At 64.3% G+C, this 18593-nt stretch carries 20 protein-coding genes; 14 read left to right on the top strand and 6 right to left on the bottom strand.

Going from position 1 to position 18593, the window contains the following annotated elements; genetic code table 11:
* Positions 1 to 449: 449 nt before the first annotated feature.
* Together ACZK0Z_RS12015 and ACZK0Z_RS12010 are read left to right on the top strand one after the other, a co-directional pair.
* Positions 450 to 2594 (top strand): protein kinase domain-containing protein, encoded by a 2145-nt coding sequence (locus ACZK0Z_RS12015; RefSeq protein WP_197631993.1) that lies wholly within the window; start codon positions 450 to 452, stop codon positions 2592 to 2594.
* On the top strand, positions 2591 to 3151 hold the full coding sequence (locus ACZK0Z_RS12010) for a hypothetical protein (protein ID WP_049429278.1): 561 nt from the start codon (positions 2591 to 2593) through the stop codon (positions 3149 to 3151). Before ACZK0Z_RS12015 ends, ACZK0Z_RS12010 begins: the two co-directional genes overlap by 4 nt.
* Positions 3152 to 3168: 17 nt before the next feature.
* Here ACZK0Z_RS12010 and ACZK0Z_RS12005 read toward each other — a convergent pair whose 3' ends face one another.
* The 3 genes from ACZK0Z_RS12005 to ACZK0Z_RS11995 all read right to left on the bottom strand — a co-directional run bounded on the left by ACZK0Z_RS12005 (position 3169) and on the right by ACZK0Z_RS11995 (position 7610).
* Positions 3169 to 3753 carry a phage tail protein gene (locus tag ACZK0Z_RS12005; protein ID WP_049429277.1) on the bottom strand — a complete coding sequence of 195 codons (585 nt, stop codon included), beginning with the start codon at positions 3751 to 3753 and terminating at the stop codon, positions 3169 to 3171.
* A complete protein-coding gene (locus ACZK0Z_RS12000; RefSeq protein ID WP_478449092.1) occupies positions 3750 to 6665 on the bottom strand; it encodes a hypothetical protein in 2916 nt (971 codons plus the stop codon). The genes ACZK0Z_RS12005 and ACZK0Z_RS12000 overlap by 4 nt, the downstream gene beginning before the upstream one ends.
* A 336-nt stretch (positions 6666 to 7001) precedes the next feature.
* Positions 7002 to 7610 (bottom strand): hypothetical protein, encoded by a 609-nt coding sequence (locus ACZK0Z_RS11995; protein ID WP_049429274.1) that lies wholly within the window; start codon positions 7608 to 7610, stop codon positions 7002 to 7004.
* A gap of 280 nt (positions 7611 to 7890) precedes the next feature.
* Here ACZK0Z_RS11995 and ACZK0Z_RS11990 point away from each other — a divergent pair, with 280 nt between their 5' ends.
* Together ACZK0Z_RS11990 and ACZK0Z_RS11985 are read left to right on the top strand one after the other, a co-directional pair.
* Entirely contained in the window at positions 7891 to 9420 is a 1530-nt protein-coding gene (locus tag ACZK0Z_RS11990; protein WP_197631990.1) for a sigma 54-interacting transcriptional regulator, read from the top strand.
* Between the two features lie 118 nt (positions 9421 to 9538).
* Positions 9539 to 10582, top strand: coding sequence for a ComEC/Rec2 family competence protein (locus tag ACZK0Z_RS11985; RefSeq protein WP_049429272.1), 1044 nt, complete (start codon positions 9539 to 9541; stop codon positions 10580 to 10582).
* 89 nt (positions 10583 to 10671) lie between these two features.
* Here ACZK0Z_RS11985 and ACZK0Z_RS11980 read toward each other — a convergent pair whose 3' ends face one another.
* Together ACZK0Z_RS11980 and ACZK0Z_RS11975 are read right to left on the bottom strand one after the other, a co-directional pair.
* Positions 10672 to 12180: a S1 family peptidase gene (locus tag ACZK0Z_RS11980; protein ID WP_414489341.1), complete on the bottom strand. Its 1509-nt coding sequence runs from the start codon at positions 12178 to 12180 to the stop codon at positions 10672 to 10674.
* Positions 12177 to 12629, bottom strand: a complete 453-nt coding sequence (locus ACZK0Z_RS11975; RefSeq protein ID WP_152906575.1) for a hypothetical protein — start codon at positions 12627 to 12629, stop codon at positions 12177 to 12179. The genes ACZK0Z_RS11980 and ACZK0Z_RS11975 overlap by 4 nt, the downstream gene beginning before the upstream one ends.
* 393 nt (positions 12630 to 13022) lie before the next feature.
* Between ACZK0Z_RS11975 and ACZK0Z_RS11970 the strand changes: the two genes are divergently transcribed.
* Positions 13023 to 13463, top strand: coding sequence for a hypothetical protein (locus ACZK0Z_RS11970; protein WP_197631988.1), 441 nt, complete (start codon positions 13023 to 13025; stop codon positions 13461 to 13463).
* Between the two features lie 220 nt (positions 13464 to 13683).
* Here the strand turns inward: ACZK0Z_RS11970 and ACZK0Z_RS11965 are convergent, their stop codons facing one another.
* Complete coding sequence (locus ACZK0Z_RS11965) at positions 13684 to 14133, bottom strand: DUF3693 domain-containing protein (protein WP_414489342.1); 450 nt, start codon at positions 14131 to 14133, stop codon at positions 13684 to 13686.
* A gap of 130 nt (positions 14134 to 14263) precedes the next feature.
* On the opposite strand from ACZK0Z_RS11965, the gene ACZK0Z_RS11960 reads away from it, so the two are divergent.
* The 9 genes from ACZK0Z_RS11960 (at position 14264) to ACZK0Z_RS11920 (ending at position 18590) form a co-directional block, all read left to right on the top strand.
* Positions 14264 to 14542 (top strand): hypothetical protein, encoded by a 279-nt coding sequence (locus ACZK0Z_RS11960; protein ID WP_180874483.1) that lies wholly within the window; start codon positions 14264 to 14266, stop codon positions 14540 to 14542.
* Entirely contained in the window at positions 14539 to 14715 is a 177-nt protein-coding gene (locus ACZK0Z_RS11955; protein ID WP_176425417.1) for a hypothetical protein, read from the top strand. The genes ACZK0Z_RS11960 and ACZK0Z_RS11955 overlap by 4 nt, the downstream gene beginning before the upstream one ends.
* The gene (locus tag ACZK0Z_RS11950) at positions 14705 to 14836 is read left to right on the top strand and encodes a hypothetical protein (RefSeq protein WP_258016710.1); all 132 of its coding nucleotides are present in this window, start codon (positions 14705 to 14707) and stop codon (positions 14834 to 14836) included. Before ACZK0Z_RS11955 ends, ACZK0Z_RS11950 begins: the two co-directional genes overlap by 11 nt.
* Entirely contained in the window at positions 14826 to 15932 is a 1107-nt protein-coding gene (locus ACZK0Z_RS11945) for a replication initiation factor domain-containing protein (RefSeq protein WP_180874482.1), read from the top strand. The genes ACZK0Z_RS11950 and ACZK0Z_RS11945 overlap by 11 nt, the downstream gene beginning before the upstream one ends.
* A gap of 6 nt (positions 15933 to 15938) precedes the next feature.
* A complete protein-coding gene (locus tag ACZK0Z_RS11940) occupies positions 15939 to 16241 on the top strand; it encodes a single-stranded DNA-binding protein (RefSeq protein WP_180874481.1) in 303 nt (100 codons plus the stop codon).
* Positions 16242 to 16548: 307 nt separating this feature from the next.
* Complete coding sequence (locus tag ACZK0Z_RS11935; protein ID WP_049396927.1) at positions 16549 to 16683, top strand: hypothetical protein; 135 nt, start codon at positions 16549 to 16551, stop codon at positions 16681 to 16683.
* Positions 16684 to 16880: 197 nt separating this feature from the next.
* The gene (locus tag ACZK0Z_RS11930; protein WP_180874480.1) at positions 16881 to 17150 is read left to right on the top strand and encodes a hypothetical protein; all 270 of its coding nucleotides are present in this window, start codon (positions 16881 to 16883) and stop codon (positions 17148 to 17150) included.
* Positions 17151 to 17940: 790 nt separating this feature from the next.
* Complete coding sequence (locus tag ACZK0Z_RS11925; protein WP_049396922.1) at positions 17941 to 18195, top strand: hypothetical protein; 255 nt, start codon at positions 17941 to 17943, stop codon at positions 18193 to 18195.
* Positions 18192 to 18590, top strand: coding sequence for a hypothetical protein (locus ACZK0Z_RS11920; protein WP_180874478.1), 399 nt, complete (start codon positions 18192 to 18194; stop codon positions 18588 to 18590). Before ACZK0Z_RS11925 ends, ACZK0Z_RS11920 begins: the two co-directional genes overlap by 4 nt.
* Positions 18591 to 18593: the final 3 nt, after the last annotated feature.

Below are 18593 nucleotides of genomic sequence, written 5' to 3'. Positions count from 1 at the left end.
ATGGAGATCCGGCCCGCCCGTGCAGGCGATTTCGACGTGATGTGGGGCATGCGCGACGCAGGATGTGCTGCCTTTTCAAGACGGCCATTCGCGGGCGCTTTTGAGGGCAGCACGTTTCGCACGCATTGGTTCCAGGCCCAGACACCCCCACGCTGCTTCCACGTACCAGGAGGTCGCCAGTCGCAGCGCGGCATCGCTGCCACGATCGCACAAGATCATGGGTGGCGTGCGCCTGATCGGTGCAGCCATGGCGTGCAGCGGCGGTGGCAATGCTGGTGGCTTCTGCAGCCAGCCTGTGCAGCGGCGCCTGTCAATTTTCTGGCAGTGTCTGCTGCGGTAGGGTGACGCACCCGGCACGTGGAGGACTGCAATCGCACACGCGCGTTCAACCCCGTGAAGTCGCGAAAAGTGACTGATCCTTGCTCCCTCTCAATCAATCAGGAGTGGGAATGGACAACGTTGTGGAGCAACCCTCTACGGGGGCGGGACAGCAGTTCAGTCACTATCGGATCGGAGGCACGCTGGGCGAGGGGGGCTTCGGTCGGGTTTGCCTGGCCTGGGATGAGCGGCTGGCGCGCGAAGTCGCGATCAAGTTCTCGATAGGCGATGAATCCGGCCAACGAGGTCTGCGCTACGAGGCCCAGCGGCTGGCCGCGCAGGCGCACCGTGCTTTTGTAGCGGTCTATGCATTGGAGGAGCACGCCGGTCAGCTGGCGATGGTGATGGAGCGCATCCGCGGCATCACTCTGGCGCAGGCGTTGGACCGGACCGGCGCGTTGCCCGCCGAGCGTGTGCTGCGTCTGGGTGCGGCGGTGGCCGAAGCCTTGGCTGTGGCCCATCGCCATGGCTGGGCGCATGGTGACCTGAAGCCCTCCAACGTGATGCTCACCGAATGCGGGGACGTGCGCATCCTGGATTTCGGTGCTGCTGCGGCCATCGACCCCGAGCAGACCGTCAGCACGGTGACTGCCCAGAGCGCGGCAGGGACGCTGGCTTACCTGGCCCCCGAACGCCTGCTGGGCGCGCGCGCGGGCGCATCCGGTGACATCTATGCGCTTGGGCTGGTGCTGCACGAGGCGCTGAAGGGCAGCCGTGATTTCGAGGCCAGCGCGGCGTGGGGCGGATTACATCGACGCCTGCATGGTGGAGCGGCAGGGCGACGGCTGCCGCGCGGTACCGACGCCGCGCTGACCGATCTGGTCGAGCGGATGACGCGCCGTCACGCGCAGGACCGTCCACGCTCCATGTCCGATGTGCACAGGGCGCTGCTGAAGGCGCAGGAGCAGCGGCACGAGCGAAGCCGAAAGCGTGCGGAGCAGCGTGGGGTGCTGGGCTTGATCGTGTTGTTCGGACTGCTCGCTGTGTTCATCCAGGCGCGCGACGTGCGCCTGGCGGGGGCAGAGGCTGTGGCGGAGGCCGGTGCTGCGATCGACCCGTTGGTCCGCGCGGAACGCCTGTTGGCTGACTTCGACCAGGCCGGCACTGTAGCCGAAGCGGTGGCGCTGCTGGAGCAGCGACTGGCCAGCGACCCGCACGATGCCGGTGCCGCAGCGCTGTTGGCCATCGGGTATTGCCTGAGCTACGCCGGTGATGAGCGCGATGAGGTCTGGTTGAGTCGCGCACGCGCGGCAGCCCAGCAGGCCGAGCGTGAGGAACCGCAGCGGGCCATCGTGCAGGCGGCGCGAGGCTGGGTGGAGGAGTATCTGAACAACAAGGCCGACGCAGAAGCCCACTATCTGCGGGCGCGGATGCTGGACCCGGGCGATCGCCATGCGTTGCTGGGCCTGGCGCGCCTGTACGCGCAGTCGGGCCGCGCAAGCCAGGCCCAGCAGGTGCTGGCCGACGCCATGCGGCGGCTCCCTGCCGACCGCGGCTTTGTCGACACCCAGGGGACGCTGCTCTACCAGCAGGGCGACCTCGCCGGTGCCGAGCAGGCGTTCCACCGCAGCATCCTGCTCAAGCCCAATGGCGTGCAGGCCTACGTCAGCTTGAGCGGCGTGCTGCTGCGCGCGAACCGTCTCGATGAGGCGCTTCATGTGCTGCAGCAGGGCCTTCGGCAGGGCAGCAATGGCCGCCTGTATGGCAACCTCGGCACCCTGTTGTACATGCGGGGAGACTACGCTGAGGCCGCCACGGCGTTCGAGCGTGCATTGTCCGATGCGAAGGGCAGCCCCAACGACTACCTGAAATGGGCCAATCTGGGCGATACCCTGCGCTGGTTGCCTGGCCATGAAGCGCAGGCGCGCGCGGCCCACCAGCGCGCCCTGCAGATGGTGGACACGCTGCTGCAGCGCAGCCCTGACAGCGCAACGCTGCAGAGTCGCAGCGCGCTGTACGCCGCCCGGCTGGGACAGGCTTCGCTGGCACGGCAGCGCATCGACGCCGCACTCGCCGGTGGCAATAACAATGCAGACCTGCAGTTTCGCGCAGCGCTGGTGGCCGAACTTGGCGGCCGTCGCGAAGCTGCGTTGGCTCACCTGCAGGACGCTATCGCGCGCGGCTACCCCCCGCATATGATCGCCGGGGAGCCGGATCTTCTGGCTCTACGCCGGGATCGGCGCTACCACCGCATGCTTACAGGGAAGACAGAATGAGTGTGAACATCACCCCGCCCGCGGCCGATGCCGCGATCATCCGGGTCAGCTTCGATATCGACCAGGTCAGCTCGGACCTGTTGTGGCAGGCTGCCGTCGCAAAGACGCACCGAGATCTCTATTCGCCGGTCGGCCGCTATGCCGGTGCCGTGCATTTCCGAGAAGGCGATACGGTCAGCGTGGAGGTCACCGGCTTTGGCCGCAGCGGTACGCTGCTGTCAACCAATATCCTCGATGCGATGCTTTACACGGTTCCGCACACCTCGGGCGAACGGTTCTCGGCGCCATCGCCGTTCTCAAGCGTGCGAGCCACCACGCCGATCGAGCAGTGGCAGCCGGCCCGGATCGAGCATGACCGTGAACCCGGCTTCAGTGCGTCGGTGCAGCACTCGCTGACCCCGCTGACCGTCGTGCAGGACGACGGCCGCTGGAAGCTGTCATTGATCCTCACCGTGGTGATCGAACGCCTGACCAAGGCGGGCCCGCAGCAGGAAATCCGGGTGTTCTCGTTCGACCCAGAAGCCGAGGTGGGGTCGGGCACCGAGCCGCCGGTCTAAGCCCCTGGCGGTCACCACTACTCAACACGGATGATGTAGTGGACGGCCATGTTGCGTGGGCGTGTCTCATGCACGCTCACGCGACCGGTGACAGGATCGGTGGTCTTCTGGGGCTTGGCTGGCAGATTGCAGGCCTGCGCTGCATCGCCGGAGACCGTACTGCCGGTGGGTTCGCTGTAGTCATGCTGATGCGCCTGCAGGGCATCCCACTGCAGCGAGCCGACACCGGAATAGTCCGGGTTGCCGTCCGGGGAACGACGCTGGTCGCGGTCCGGATCCACGCCGGCGCCGTCGTCAACCCCGCGGACGAACATGCCGCGCAGGTCGGGCAGGTTGAAGATGCCGCGTTCGTACTGGCCGCCGTACAGGCAGCCGAGCGCGGCAAACAAGTCCGGGTAGCGGGAGATGCGCATTTCGCGGCCATCGCAGGGCATCCAACCGAGCGGTTCCAGCAAGGCGCGGAGTGGGCCATCTGTGCGGCTCGCGGCGGACGCGGCAACGGCACTGTCGCCGCTCGACCAGGCCGGATTGGGGGCCTGCGAAACCTGTGCAAGGTCGCCGAGATAGAGGCAGACGCTGCCGATGGGCTGGGCGGTGTTCATGCCTCGTCCTTGAAGTCGGGCAGGGCTTCACCGTCTTGCAGGACGCTGATATCGGTGGCCACCATCAGCTCCCACGCCTCCCGCTGAGGTGCTGGGGCCGGTGTGGCCGAGATCACCTTGAGATCGTCCGCCAGGTCCAGGTAACGCAGCGTCGCAGGTTGGTTAGCGGGGGCTGCCTCCAGTGTTGCCTGGAACGTAGGCACCAGCGCGTCATCACCCAGCCACATCATGCCTGTAGCGAGGAAGTACAGCAGCGCGTTCTCATGGCCCGGCGCGACCGGCAGCAGTACCCGTGCCTGCGCGGCCTGCAGGAACGGGGTCAACCCGGCGTCATCAGGATCCAGCGCGGGTGCAGCCTCCGGATCATCGATCAGGGTATAGGTCAGCTCCGGCCATTCCAGCGCCTGGTCCAGCCATAGCTGCAGGGTGGGCGCCACCTGCTGGTCAGGCGCATCGGTACCGGTGCGCCGGCGGGACAGGCAAAGCAGCCCGCGCACTCCTGCCCGTTGCAGTTCAAGGCGGATGCTGCGCTGTTGTGCCTGCCCGTCGGGGTGGCGCCGGGGCGATGCACCGGCGGCATCGAAATAGCGGAGCAGCTCGCGCCGCCAGGCCTCGATCAGCCGATCGTAGAGTCGTGATTTCCAGGCCGCGAGCAGCTCCGGCGTGCTGGCCAGGCGTACATCGATGTTCAATCCAAAGACGGGCAGCGGCGTTGCCGTGGGTGCAGGGTCGGACGCCTTCTCCGCGCCGGCAGGTGCGACCAGGACGATGCTGATGGGCAGCGCGCCGGTCTGCCCGGCCAAGGCAATGTCCGGCAGTACGGCTGATGCATTCCCCTCGGTGGTGAACCCGGCCGTGCCGATGCTGCCTCGCATGCTCCAACCCGGGCTGGCACTGGCCAGGGCGATGCTCGCCGAGATCGCCTGATAGCCCGGCGGCAGCGGTAGCTGCTGGCTCAACAAGGGTGTGCCGCTCTCGAACACCGTACAGGCATGTGCCTCGGGCGTGGGCGGAAGCTCGGTGACCTCCACGCCGTAGCGTGCCGCCAGCGCAGCGTAGTAGCAGGGGCTCTGCGGATCCAGCGAAAGATCATTGAACTGGCGCAGGCCCAGCTGTGCAGGCGCCAGCGGCTGTTCCAGCGCCTGCCCATACTGGTCACGGCGAGCGTGCACCAGCCGCTCGCCCGGCCGCGGGACACGGTATTCCAGCATCAGCCGATGGCCGACGGAGACCACCCAGCACCGGTAGCGGGCATTGAGCCAGCGGTAGACGCCACGCTGGTTGTTGGCGCGGCCGCGACGATCGAAGCACTGTGAGACTTCATTGCGGCGGGTGTGACGATGCCGCTGCAGCCGCTGCTCGCCCAGCTGGGTGGTGACCCGTTGTGCGGCACGCTGGACGATCCGCCGCGCCAGCGTCGCGCTGTCGGCCAGGCGATCACGGGTGGGCTGGGTGTCCACCGGCATCAGCGTGCAGCTTCCGTCCTGCTGGCACTGGGTGGGCGGACCGTAGGTGGTTGAATACTCGAGCTTGAACTGTTCGCGCAGCGCGTTGTGGACTTCCGACTCCAGCGTGCTGGCGAGGCCGTCGCGCAGATCCTCATGGGTATCGGCCACGCCTGTCCGAGCGCTATGCTCGCTCAGCGTGTCAGCGCGCTCATGCCGGGCGCGCACCTTGCGCTCATCGGCCATCACGCTCTCGATGTGGCTGACTTCTCCCAGCGCGTAGCCCAACAGGCGGCGCTTGACCTGCTGCAGCTCACCGATCGCATAGGGCTGGATCGGGATGCTCGACGGCTCTTCGGCCCGGGCGGGCCCGGCGGCGGGCAGCGGGAAGACGGGAGAAGGCAACAACAGGGTGGCGGCCAGGCCATTACGCAGACGTTCTGGTGGCCAACGCCCCTCGAAACCCGGTGCGGTATCGCGCGACAGGCGGCCCAGCAGTGTTGCCGCCTGGAGGGTGCGGGTGAGTGCGTCGCGCTGGCGACGGTCATAGCCAAGCACACAGTTCAAGGCGAACACGTTCTGCCAGATCCGATCAAGCGTCTGCGCGAATTCCGTCGAGGCCATGGCCTCCGTGATCGCCGGCCAGGGTTGACCCCAGAGCTGCACGATCAGATCGATCAACGCTTCGCGGCTTGGCAGCGGAATCGCTGCAGCGGCCAGCGCGAAGCGCTCCAGCGCAACAGCGTCCGGCCCCAGCACGGCAATCGTGGGTACGCACTGGCCGGTATAGGGCGCATCGCCCTGCAGGAACATCACCGCCTGCTCAAGCATCTGGCTGCGCGCACTGTCTCCCGCTGGAAGCAACGCGGCCAGCTGGCAGTACAGGCGCGGGTCGGCGGTCGTGCAGGTGCCGGAGTAAGCGATGAAGTTGTCCTCCTGGGTCCGGGTCGAAGTGCCCGGCCACGCCCGGAGCTGGATATAGGGGAACAAGTCGCCCGCCTCCTCGAGCCGCGACTGCACCACTTCGCCCTGCGCCGATTCCGGCACCGGGGCGGGCGGCACTGCTTCGCCCAGCAGTTGCGGCGGGGCGCTTCCGCCGGGATAGCGGAGCTGGTCCAGCAGAAGTGCGGCGCGACTGGCATCGAAATGCAGCTGCCCGACGATCATCATGCCCGGCGAGGTTTCGCCGCGCGCATCGAACGCCAGTATCGGATCGTTGGATACCAGATGCTTGCGTGCGAGCAGCTGCCCCTGCCAGGACACATCCACATCGCAGGCCAGCGCATCGGCGCTGAAGGTCCAGTTGATGCGCACCGGCCCCTGCTCGAAAACCCCCGCGTTGTCAGTGCCCGGCATCGCCATGCGCGCCTCCTTCGAAGGGACCAGCAATCCTTGCGAGATCGGTAAAGCCGCCGGGATAGCCGGTGTCCACCAGCCAGACTCCGATGCAGCCGTCAGCATCGACACGACGCTCGATCCGTCCCCACAGGATCCGGTTGTTGGAATAGGGGTCCACAAGCGAGAACGTCAATCGTGGGGTGGTGCTGTCCAGAATGCTGCGGGCGATGAGGTTGACCGGGTCCATCGAGGAGATGGCCCGGTCGATCAACAGCAGGGCGACATCGAATGCACCATCCACGGGATCACTCCAGTAGATCTCGATACTGGCGTCTGGCGAGGGCGCCCAGATGTTGCTGGGCAGGGGGAGCGAGTCGGCATGGAGCGGGGGCAGCGAAGGCGCAGTGGTCATGATGGAACTCCTTGGAGTGGAGCGGGACGGGCCAGGGCCCGTCCCGCTGCGGATCAGGCCTTGGTCAGCGAGTAGCCCTTCCACTTGGACCCAGTGACGATCAGCGAATCGCCCTCGAGCACCTCGAGCTGGGTCTGGCTGATTTCTTCCTGCACCAGGCGCTGGCCCTTGTAGGTGAACTGGGAAACCACGGCGACGAACATGCTCGCGCGTACATCTTCCATGAACAGGCCGCCCGGCCAGATGACCTGCGGCTCGTAGATCGCGTCCTGGCCGCGCAGGATGGAAGCTTCCACGCCGATGCTGAAGTTGTTGACCACGCGCACCTCATTGAGCACCAGGTCGGTAAAGCTCTGGTTGATCACCGCACCATTGGAGCGGCGGTCCTGCGAGGCGACGCTGTCGATGGTGAACGCGGCGGAGGTCTCGGCGAAGGAGGCCGGCTTGGCCGAGGTGTCCAGCTGGTCGGGACGGGAAGCATCGTTCGAGTAACGCACCTGCAGGCCGAAGTCATCCGGGATCTGGATGACCGAGTTGCCACCCGGCGGCGGTGCGGCAACCTGCCAGGCGATCGTGGCCAGGGTCGGGTTGCTCACCGGCTTCTGGAACACGGCCAGTCGAACGGTTTCGCCGGTTTCGTTGATCAGAGTGATGGTCGACATGAAGGACTTCCTTGAGATTGAGGGTTGATGGGCGAGACGCAGCGTGCGCCTCGATGAGGGCGTACACACAAACCGTGCCAACTCCACCGAACCCGCCATGGCAAGGGTTCGCGCCAGCCCGGACAGGCCATGGCCAGGGCTGGCGGGTCGGCTGACATGTCGGCTGACATGCCCGGCATGTCCCTCCGCGGTCCGCGCCGACATCAGGTACGATCCGGCAACGGCCACGGAATGGGGGCAGGGACCGGTGTCGCGACGCACAGCTGACAGGGAAGCCACGTTGTCCGCGCCGATCGAGGCGCTGGCGGCACAGGCCACGGCAACGCTCGGATTGACGGTGCTCTGGCATCCGCGTCGGCGTCGCATTGGTGAGCAGGCAGCCTTGCTCCTTGAGCGTGGCGCGGCCGAATTGAACCGGAATGCGCCCGCGTTCTTCGCCGCCGCCAGTGACGTCGGCGAGGCGCTTGAACATCAGGGCGTTTCGAGGCAATCCCTGTGCTTTCGTGCAGGCGACGACGGCAGTGTGCTGCTGAGCGCCCCGGCATCGACGATGCGCGTCGAGATCGACGGTGTGCCGATCAGCGAAGACATGCGCGGGACGCCCATTGCATTCGACACGACGCGGCTTCGCCGTGGGGTGGTACTTCGATTGGGTGGCAGTGTCCTGCTGTGCCTGGGCTATATCGGTATCGGCAGCGCCGGGCAGGGCGGCAGTGCACTGGTCGGGGTGAGCCCGGCGATGACGCGGGTACGTGCAGCGATCGCCCAGGTCGCGGCAACCGACATGCCGACCCTGATCCTGGGGGAGACCGGCACCGGCAAGGAGCTCGTGGCGCAGGCCATCCATGCCGCCAGTGCGCGTTCGCACCGGATGCTGGTCAGCGTGAACATGGCCGCCTTGAACGAGTCGCTGGCGGCGGCGGATCTGTTTGGCGCGAACAAAGGGGCCTACACCGGAGCACAGGTGGCGCGCGAAGGCTATTTCGCCGAAGCCAACGGCGGAACGTTGTTCCTCGATGAGATTGGCGACACGCCTGCGGCGGTGCAGCCGATGCTGCTGCGGGCGCTGGAAACCGGCGAATACCGACCGCTTGGAAGTGCACGCAACGAGCGCGCCGACGTGCGCCTGATAGCGGCCACCGATCGGGATCTCTCCACGCCAGGCTTCAACCAGCCGTTGCTACGTCGCCTTGAAGCGTTCGTGATTGCAATGCCGCCACTGCGCGAGCGTCGCCAGGACATCGGTGTTCTGATCGTGCAGCTGCTGCAACGTTGGCAGGGCAGCGACGCGGCGCCGGTGGAGCTGCCTGGCTCGGTGGTGCAGGCGTTGTGCCTGTATGACTGGCCCGGCAACGTCCGCCAGCTGGCACATGTGCTGCGGCGACTGAGCCTGGCGGCACAGGTACAGGAATGGCCGGACATGCAGGCATTGCTGCCGGCTCCCGTGCCCGCGCCCGTCTCCCTGTCTGCGCCTGCGATGAACGCAGGCCAGGTGGCCGCTGTGGCGCCGGCAGTGCGCTATCGCTCACCATCGCGGGTCCGCGAGGACGATGTGATTGCTGCACTGGAAGCACACCAGTGGTGTGTGCGCAAGGCGGCCGAGCATCTCTGCGTCTCGCGTGCTTCCTTCTACGTGCTGCTGGACGCATCGCCGAGCATCCGCCGCGCCGATGACATTCCGCTGGAAGAGATAAGCCGCGCGGTCGCGCAGGCCCCTGACGATCCGGGCCACTGGGCCTCGCAGCTGCGCACGCCGCGCGAATCCCTGCGCCGGCGCGTGCGCCAACTGGGCCTGGCCAAGCGCCTGTAGACCACGCGATCGCGGTGCGAACCGGTGTGCTGCAGGCACACCGATGACTTGGCATGGATCGTGCGTTTATCCCTCGTGACAGCCATCCGGCCTGTCTCAACCCAACGAGGGTCATCCCATGACACGCATCGACTTCGTCGGTCGCGGGCTGCTGTTGTCCGCGATCCTGTTACTGGCCGCCTGCAGCACAGGCAGCATCAAACCCACGCCACCACCACTGGTGGGCGCTCCCGTCGTCAACGTGGTGGATCCTGGCAATCTGGTCGTGCATACGCTGCCGATCGGTGCTGGAAACTGCCAGATCGCTCAATGCCCTTCGGGTAACCGCTTGGTGGTGATGGACTGCGGCTCCAAGGGCGCCGGCACCCAGGACTGGGACGCGGGCAAGGTAAAGGGCTACGTCGAAACGCTGATCGATGACAAGAGCGAGATCACGGTCAGTATCAGCCATCCCGACGAGGACCACTACAACTACATCGCCCCGGTGTTTGCCAACATGAAGGTGACGTCGTTGTATCTGGGCGGTGACTGGAGCCAGTACAACAGCACCTTCCAAGACTGGGTCAAGACGCAGAGGATCAAAAGTGCGGCGCAGGTCAACATGTACACGGGGTTCTACGCATCCGCCACGCCCGAGCCGGGGTTGAGCTGCTGGAAGCCCGAGCACGGGGGTAGCAGCATGCAGGTGGCCAGCTACATCCTGGGCGTCAACGCGGGCACCACCAAGAACGATGGAAGCATGGTGGTGGCGATGCGCTATGGAGACTTCACCACGACCTTCACCGGTGACATGACCCAGGCGACCGAGAACAAGCTGCAGCTGCCGAACGGTCTCAAGAGTTTCAAGGCCAATCTGCTGACCGGAGCACATCACGGCGCGTCCAGCCAGGGCAGCAATTCGGTGGAGTGGGCCAAGGCGACCAGCCCCGATTTCGTGATCTTCAGCGCCGGGCTCCGCTACAGCCACCCGCGCTGCGACGCCGTGGATCGTTACACCACCGTGGGCGCTGCACTGCCTGAGCACGAGTACTTCTGCGGGAACAGCGGTACGGGCGAGAACCGGAAGACCACGGACAACATCCTGGTGACCGACTCCAACGGACTGATCGTCATCGAAGCCGATACCCACGGCGCGATGAAGGTGCTGCCGGTGAAGTTCTGATCGACGAAGCGGTGCGCTGAACGAGGCGGCTGCCGGCGGGCAGCCGCCTCGGACGGCCTCACTGTCCATCGCCATCCGCCTCAAGCAAGCTATGGGCAATCAGGGCATCCGCTGCAGTGCAGGTTGTACTCCACCGGCTCGGCCGCAATTCCAGAGGCATCCTTCAAGGTCACCCGTTCCCTCCAGGTCAGGGGCGGAGGTGGGATGACCGGTGGCGGGTACAGCACGATTGGATAGAAGCAGACCCAGGTGTAGTTGAGAGGAGAGGGCGTTTTCTCGGACAGCGTCTCCGTCGCAGGTTCGCAGGGGCCGCTGGGGCATACGGGACGCTCGAGCGTCAGCTCGATCGGGAACTTCGGCACTCCCCTGTATGTCACCGGAACGGAGAATGGCCTGAAATAGTTTTCTGTACGATCAGCGATGCCGGTAACTTCAAACGCCTCTGTCAGCACGGAAACGCCCAGTACCGAAACCCGCTCGATGGGCATGTAGTACAAGTCGTTCTCGAACCCGGTCCCTTCCCCCCCGCGGCCATGAATGATGCCAACGGCTGCGTGATTGGAGAAGACTGGTCCTCCGCTGTCGCCTTCGACGCTCAGCGGGCCTGCGGAAAGGTTGCGCGCACGAATGTAGCGCCCGATCACTCCGTTGTAGTTGGACATTGAGTTCATGTCCTGGATGGTGCCGCACGCGTAATGACCGCTGATTCCGCTCTTGCAGACAACATCGCCCAGATGCATTGCCGTCGAGGGGAGTACGCTGGTGATCTCGAGGGTCGGCGACGGTCCGTTGATCAGGGTGATCTCATTTGCCTGTGGCTGGCGTGGCCCGGTGGCTGATTCCTTGTGCCACTGGACATCGTAGTCGCCCGCGTCCTGCTCCGCCTGGAATACCATAGGCGCTGCGACACCCTGATAGCTGGCGGCATTGTCACAATGGCCTGCGGTGAGAATGCCAAGCTCACGCTCTGCGTCGAAGACGTTGAAACCGGTGGTGCACGCAATGGTAGCCCCGGCGATTCTGTTGCCGCCCTGGATCGCTGTGGTGACAGTGAACCCTTTGACCGCCTTGATCTTCACAAAATCGACTGCAACGAGCAGCGGCCGTAGCGTACGCCTGGCGGCGACCTCGTCCTTCACATAGAAGGTCACCAAAGACCGTTTGACATCAAGCCCCGACTCGAACTCGACACCTCTTGCCTGGAGCTGGGCGCCGCCCTCGGCCTGGGTAGCCAGCAGCATCTCAAGGGATTGGGGGGACGTGCCAGCGACAAAGACAGGATCCTGGGTGTACTTCGCCAACGTCTCGGCAGGCTTCCTGGTGAACATGACGACGATTCTGAAGTCTGGTTGGTGTTCTACATACAGGCCGCCAAAGGTTGCGGGTTCCGCTGCTTGGATCCTCGCCTCCAAGGGCGCTGCAGCGACCGACTTCAACGATCGATACCTGGCCTCGGCCTCAGACACGCCGAAAATGCGCGAGTACGTATAAGCGGAGGGGTTCTCAACTCCCGCACGCGCATGTGAACCGAATGCAATTGAACTGAGCGCCAGCCATGTCAGCAGGCGGATGCAGTTGTTCGGAATCAGGTTGATCATGGCGACTCCTTTGCCTGGCGAATCAAGTGCATGGTCATCATCGGGCCGCTGCAGCCCGCCGGGATGTTGGTGGCAAGGCTCGATCGGGGCAGTTCAGCCGCGTGGCCACCCCCGAAAGAGGCTGCAACCCCGAATTTCAGGACCTGTCCTGATCCCGCGCCCTGAATGCCGATCGGCGTCCCTCCATCCAGCGCCAGCGAGTAGCCATAAGGCCACGCCGCGAGGTAGGCCGTGCCATTCTGATCAACGAAGTAAACACAGCCGTTGATGGGCTTCAGCCTGCCTCTAAGCAGGCCTGTGGCGAGGACTGCGCTGGCCGCGGGCGAAAGCCTGACCAGCACGACCGACCGGGTCTCCCGAGCCACTGCCGATGGGGTGGTTGAAATGCCGGCAGCGATCATCGCAAGCGTGAAAGCTGCCCGTCTGATTGAGAAACGCCAGGATGCCATGCGCATTGCCCCTCCGCTTCAAGCCATTTTGCCAGGCTGGGAATATCAGAGTCCCGTTCCGGCTAAATATAATGCCGATGGATCAAACATTAATTCCCCTCACGATTGGCAACCGTGACTTTTCTCACAAACGCGCATTGCCCTTTCAGGGCTTACGCCAGGCACGGCTGCCTGCGTACCGTGGAGCGGCGCAGCTGATAGCAAGCGTGCTGTCGTGCCGGAGGAGCGGTGAAGCGCTCAATATCCATGCCCAGCCTCCGTCTCTACTGCGTGACTTCTGGCAGGTACCCATCACTGAAAGTCATTTGATTCTTCGATATTAATACCCGATCCCGTCCCTTACTGGTTCTGCACGAGAATCTGCACACATGTCCAACACGTGGCTTGTTGTCGATGGCGCGGCAAGCCGGGTCGCGCGGCCTCACCTGCGCACTGGGCGACTACGAACTGGCATTGTTTGTTGAAAAGCTGGGGGACGGAACCAGCTTCGGCCATTGCGGCGGTACCGATGGCTTCCGGACTCAGCTGTATGGCGACACGCATACAGGGCAGGGTGCGGTAGTGATGACCAACAGCGACAATGACGCCGCACTGATCGACGAGCTTTTGATCAGCATTGCCGCTGAATGTGGCTGGCCGGAGTTCAACGTCATCGAGAAGACCGCCGTCACGCCGAATCCCAGGTTCAACGCGGCGGATGCAGGTGAGTATCAGCTGCGTGACAAGCCTGCACATGTCATCACCGAGGTTGACCGGCCCTGTTTCCTGAGCGATCGGTTTGGCGCGGAGCGAATGGAGCTGTTCGCACAGTCGGATGCAGCCGGGTCAGTATGAACTCCAGCGCCGCCCGGACCCGAGCGGTGACCGAATGGCGGTGGCTGTAGGCGCCAAGCAGCTGCAGGGGCGCTGGCTTCAGATCCAGCTGCACGTTCTGCAGTCGTCCCGCTGCGAGATGATCCCGGCAAGGGTGGGCAGCTGAGCAGCACTCCCAAATACGACGCCTTACGGTTGATCACACAGGCCCACGGCCCGGCCAGGTTGCGATGACCCACAATCAAACGCCAAGACTGAGCAGGTGTCGAGGCTGAGGCAGGAAGCATGGCAGTCCCCCGTTGTGTGTAACATAATATACAGAATGGGCCAGTAGACCGACGCTAACCGCCTGATTTTGGGTGGTTTTTGCGTTTGCGAGGCCCGGCATCGACAGCGCTACCAGCGCGACGACCGCAGCCGCCGCGCCCATTCGGTCCAGCATCAGCCGCCACAGGGCGCGTTCGGTCGCCGTCGTGGCGCGCTCGGCATGGATCATGGCGATCCAAGTCGGGCCATCGAGCTTCGCCAGGGCGCAAATCTGCGCAATTCGCTCATCAGAGATCGGTTTTTCGCCCGCACGGGCCTTCGACAGCAGCTGCCTCTGAATTCCCAGTCGCGCCGCCAAAGCGTTGTCAGACGGGATTCCGGTGCGTTCGCGGGCGGCATCTAGCAGTTCACCTACGGCGGTCATGGTGTCCTCTTGGTTGACAACGTGTGGTCCTTTTAGATTACATGCTCCGCGTGGTCCAGATGGACCACACCCGCCACCGGCACCCCAAGGCCGTGGCGGGTCCCCTTGGGGCTTGGGGCAGGGGACAGGGATGATCGATCCGCTCATTACCTTCGTGCTGCTGGCGGCCATCGTGGCCGTGTCCATCGGCGGCGCAAAGCTCGTTTCGTGGCTGCTCGACCGGCGTGATTACACCGCCTCGCAGCAGTCCCGCGAAGCCATCTTCGTAGCCCAGGCACGCGCCGAGCTGGCAGCAACCGGCTGGACCCTTGATCACGAAACCCTCTATCAGGCCGAAATCGCCGCCACCAAGCGCGGCGATTTGCTGGGCGCCGCTTGCTACGCCGAAGAGCAGGAGCGCGCCGCATGAGCAGGTATCCCTCATTCGCCGAGCTCGCCGAGTTCGACATGGGCCTCACAGCATGCGCTGTCTTTCTCGCGCTCGTTCTCGGCGGGGCCATCGTCTCCATCGTCATCGAGCAGGCATGGCTGGGGCTTCGTCGCCTGTGGAAGCTGCGGAAGGATCGTTCCAATGGCCGCTGAGATTGCTGAGTTCTTCCGCGATCCGCTCGTTGTTGCTACTGCCGGCGGCGTACTGGTGACGGTCGTGTATTGGACTGTCGTGTTTGCGCTGCGCAAGAAGGAGCCGGGCAATGGTCGGTGATCGCGCGGTGCTGGCCGGGTCGGGACTCCCCTCGTCTAACAGGGGAGTCAGTGAATTCAGGAACCCCGAGGGAACCCTGACGGTCGGCATTGACTGGTTCTCCGCTTCCATCGATCTGCGCGCAGCGCTGGACGAACTCGCGTTCCGTGATGGCGACAGCTTCGAAGAGGTCCGCCAGTGGATCGAGTTCTCCCCGGACAACGCCCGCATCGCGGCCCTGCAGGTGTTCTGCTGGTTCTTCGCCGGGCTCGGCCTTGAACTTGATGAAACCGTGGGCGGCGGTCGCTTCTACACGTGGCGAATCAAGATCATCGACGCAGCTAAGAAGTTCGTTGGCATGATCGAATTGGGCGGCGAAGATTGCCGCCGCGCCGATGGCACGTATACCGCTCGTATCGAGCTAACGGGTGATGGATGCAAGGCCATAGGCGCAGCGCGCTGCGGCCATGCGCAGCGGTGGCTGGAGCTTCGAGCGAAGCTCGAAAGCTGCGCCGGAAGGATCACCCGTGTCGACGTGTGCGCTGATGACCTGGTGGGCGACTACCCATTGCGTATGGCGCAGAAGTGGTACGCCAATGGCGACTTCGACAACCGTGGTCAGCGCCCCAAGGCGCAGCTGGTGGACGACTACGACAGCGGTGACGGCAAGACGTTCTACGTCGGCGGTAAGAAGTCGGAAAAGCAGCTGCGCGTCTACGAGAAGGGCAGGGAGCAGGGCGACAAGAGTTCGCCGTGGGTGCGCTATGAGGCGCAGTTCCGCAACTCCAACCGTAAGGAACTGCCGCTCGACATTCTGCGTGACCCGGCCTCCTACCTGCTGGGTGCCTATCCGGTCCTGTCCTTTCTGCGCTGCGTTGCCACGCGCATCGAAATCACGAAAGCCGCCGTTGAAGCGACGTGGAAGAGTGTTCGGCGCCACATCCGCCGCCAGTACGGCGCAGCCCTCAATTTCATCGCCAAGAACTGCCCTGACGATCAGGCATTGCGGGCGGTAATCGAATCCTGCACTTCGCCATCGCTGCCGAAGTGGGTCACAGGTGACACAGCAGCGCACTGGCCCGAAATCGCGGCCGTACAGCCAACCTCAAAGGGGTAACAGCACATGAGCATCAAGGTCACCGTCCTCAAGAACGAAATTGACGAACGCGGCGGCAGCTTCAAGAACGACGCTGGCGAGAACGTGGAATACACCACCCGCAAGCAGAAGGCCAAGCTGGAAACCGGTGGTTTTGCCTACCCGTTCGACGTGCGCCTGGACAAGGGCCAGCCGGGTTACCCCGAGGGCGAGTACGAGCTCGATGTTGAATCCATGTTGCAGGTCAACAAGGGCGTAGCCTCGCTGAGCAAGTTCACCGTCCTGCGCATGGTGCCCAAGGCTGCACCGCGCTCAACCGCGCAGGCCTAAGTCATGGCCGTGTGCGTGTCTCTGACGGCTGAGGGGACGCTCGTACCCACCGGGGAGCCTGCATCGCAGTGTGGTGGGTATGTGCTTGTGTCAGCAGCAGAGCACGCACAGGCCTCAATTCTCATCGATCTATTCCAGTGGCCGGAACCTGAGGTGGCGACTGGTTGGTTCTCGGGGGTGTTCACGCTGGTTCTAGCACTGAACGTGCTCGGCTACATCGTGGGCGCCGTCGTGAAGTCGGTCAGTACAGAGCGGGATTGACCACCCCATTCAACGCGCACAACGCGCATAACCAAGGAGCAGTGCAATGGACTTCGGCGACATTCTGACCGGCCTCGCAGCCGCCAGCGCAGTCAGCGCAATCATCAGCGCAGGTGCCATCAAGGCGTCCCCGGGCTTCGCCCGCTGGGCGACCAACAAGGTCGCGACCTTCTTCCGCTGATCGCGGTCGAATCGTGACGGGGAGGGGCTGGGAAACCGGCCCCGATTCCTATGCAAACACAGCCCGATGACCTCAACACCGATGAATGCCAGGACGACTGGTGCCCTGAGTGTGGCGGTGATGACGTGATCGTGTTGGACGACGGCAGCCTGTGGTGTACGGAGTGCCGCACCGTCATCGACTACTAGGGGTAGGTGATGGATTTCAGTGGGGTGTTTCTCGGGCTGTCTGTCGCTCAGGCCGTCGCTGCAATCGTGGCGGCTGGGACACTGATGGCACTGCCGTGGTTTGGCCGGTGGTGTGTCGACAAGGTCGCCGGGTTCTTTGAGGACCGCGAGGATCAGGACGCCGATGAGCATGCCGATGATGAGGCAGGCGAGGTGGAGGAGGCGGTGTGTGGTGACACCGGTCACGACTATGACGGCGGCGAATGCGTCTATTGCGGCGCGCCAGAAAGGGGAGATTGACGATGCTCGTATGCATGGTATTCGCATTCATCGGGGGATTGGCCGGGCACGCCGTCGCCCTGGCATTCAATGAGGCAAGCCAGTGATGCGCGCTCTTGTCGCAGTCCTGCTGGCCCTCTGCTTCTATCTCCCCAGCTTTCGGGCTGCTGCTTACGACATTGGGCTAGCCATGCGGGACTGCCGCAACAGTTCGTCATTCAACTCGACGCAATCGACAAAGCAGTGCGTTGATATTGGCCCGCAGCCCGGCTCAAAGACGCAATGCCTGGTGGGACTTACCTCTAAAACTGGGACGGGGTACTTGGGCCTCTGGTCCTACACCTGCAACGAGACGTGCGACAAACGCCCGGAAGAAACGGGGTGGAAAGGCGGAGGTACAGATGGTTTGGGTGCTGTCTGCCACAACGGTTGCGCCTACGAAGGTTCGCTTTACGCGGGCTCTCCCGTTGGTCGTCTTTTCCAGCCGACAGGGCAAACGTGCAGTACTGACGATCATCCCGCCCCTACTACGCCCGACCCGGGCGAGGGCGGGGGCGACGGAGGTGGCACCGGCCCCGGCGATGGCGGCGGCGATGGCGGCGGCGACGGCGGTGGTGACGGCGGTGGTGGCGGCGGTGGAACCGGCCCAGGTGATGGCGACGGTGACGGCGACTGCAAAGACCCTGCGGGCTGCGAAGGCCCGGGCCCCGGTCCCGGCCCGGGCCCCGGTCCCGGTGATGGTGGCGAAGGAGGCGAGGGCGGCGGGGCGGGGCCGACGACAGGGCGCCTCTACAAGAAGTCCGGCAAGACGGTGCAGAAGGTGTTGGCCGAGTTCAAGACCGCCATTGAGGGCGCGCCGATCCTGTCCAAGGTCAAGGGGTTCTTCGGCAATTGCACCGGCGCAGGCGGTTCCTGTCCCACCGCAACATGGGACGGCGGTCAGTACGTCGGTAAGTTCGATCTGAGCAGCTTGTGCAGCGGGCCATTGCTGCAGCTTTTCCAGTACGCCGGATTTGTCTTCCTTGCGGGCATGGGCGTTGTTGCCCTGAGGTGGGCACTGCTATGAATCGGAAACATCTGATCGTGTTGGGTGCAGCGCTTCTTGTGTTGGCGCTGTCGGCATCATGGGCGTATGCCGAAGGCGTGAGCCCGATTGCTGCGATCACCGCATGGGCCAAAGAGCAGATCACGTCGCTGTGGGCGGACTTCTCCGATTTCATGACGGACCTGCAAACGGACTTCATCGAGCTCGTGTTGTCGTTCGTGAAGGCGATTGTGTACCTGATCCCGGCACCGGACTTCCTTACGCAAATCAGCTTCTGCGCGATGCTCAATGCGGCCGGCCCATGGACCGCCTTCATAGTCGGGCAGCTGCGTGTCGGAGAGGCAATCGCGCTGCTGACCGCAGCCCTTATTTTCCGCCTTGTGCGGGTGTTCCTGACCGTATTCCAGTGGACGTAACGA

It is taken from the genome of Stenotrophomonas sp. 116085_Sma (genome assembly GCF_056479585.1).
This window is presented reverse-complemented; position numbering and strand designations above follow the sequence as displayed.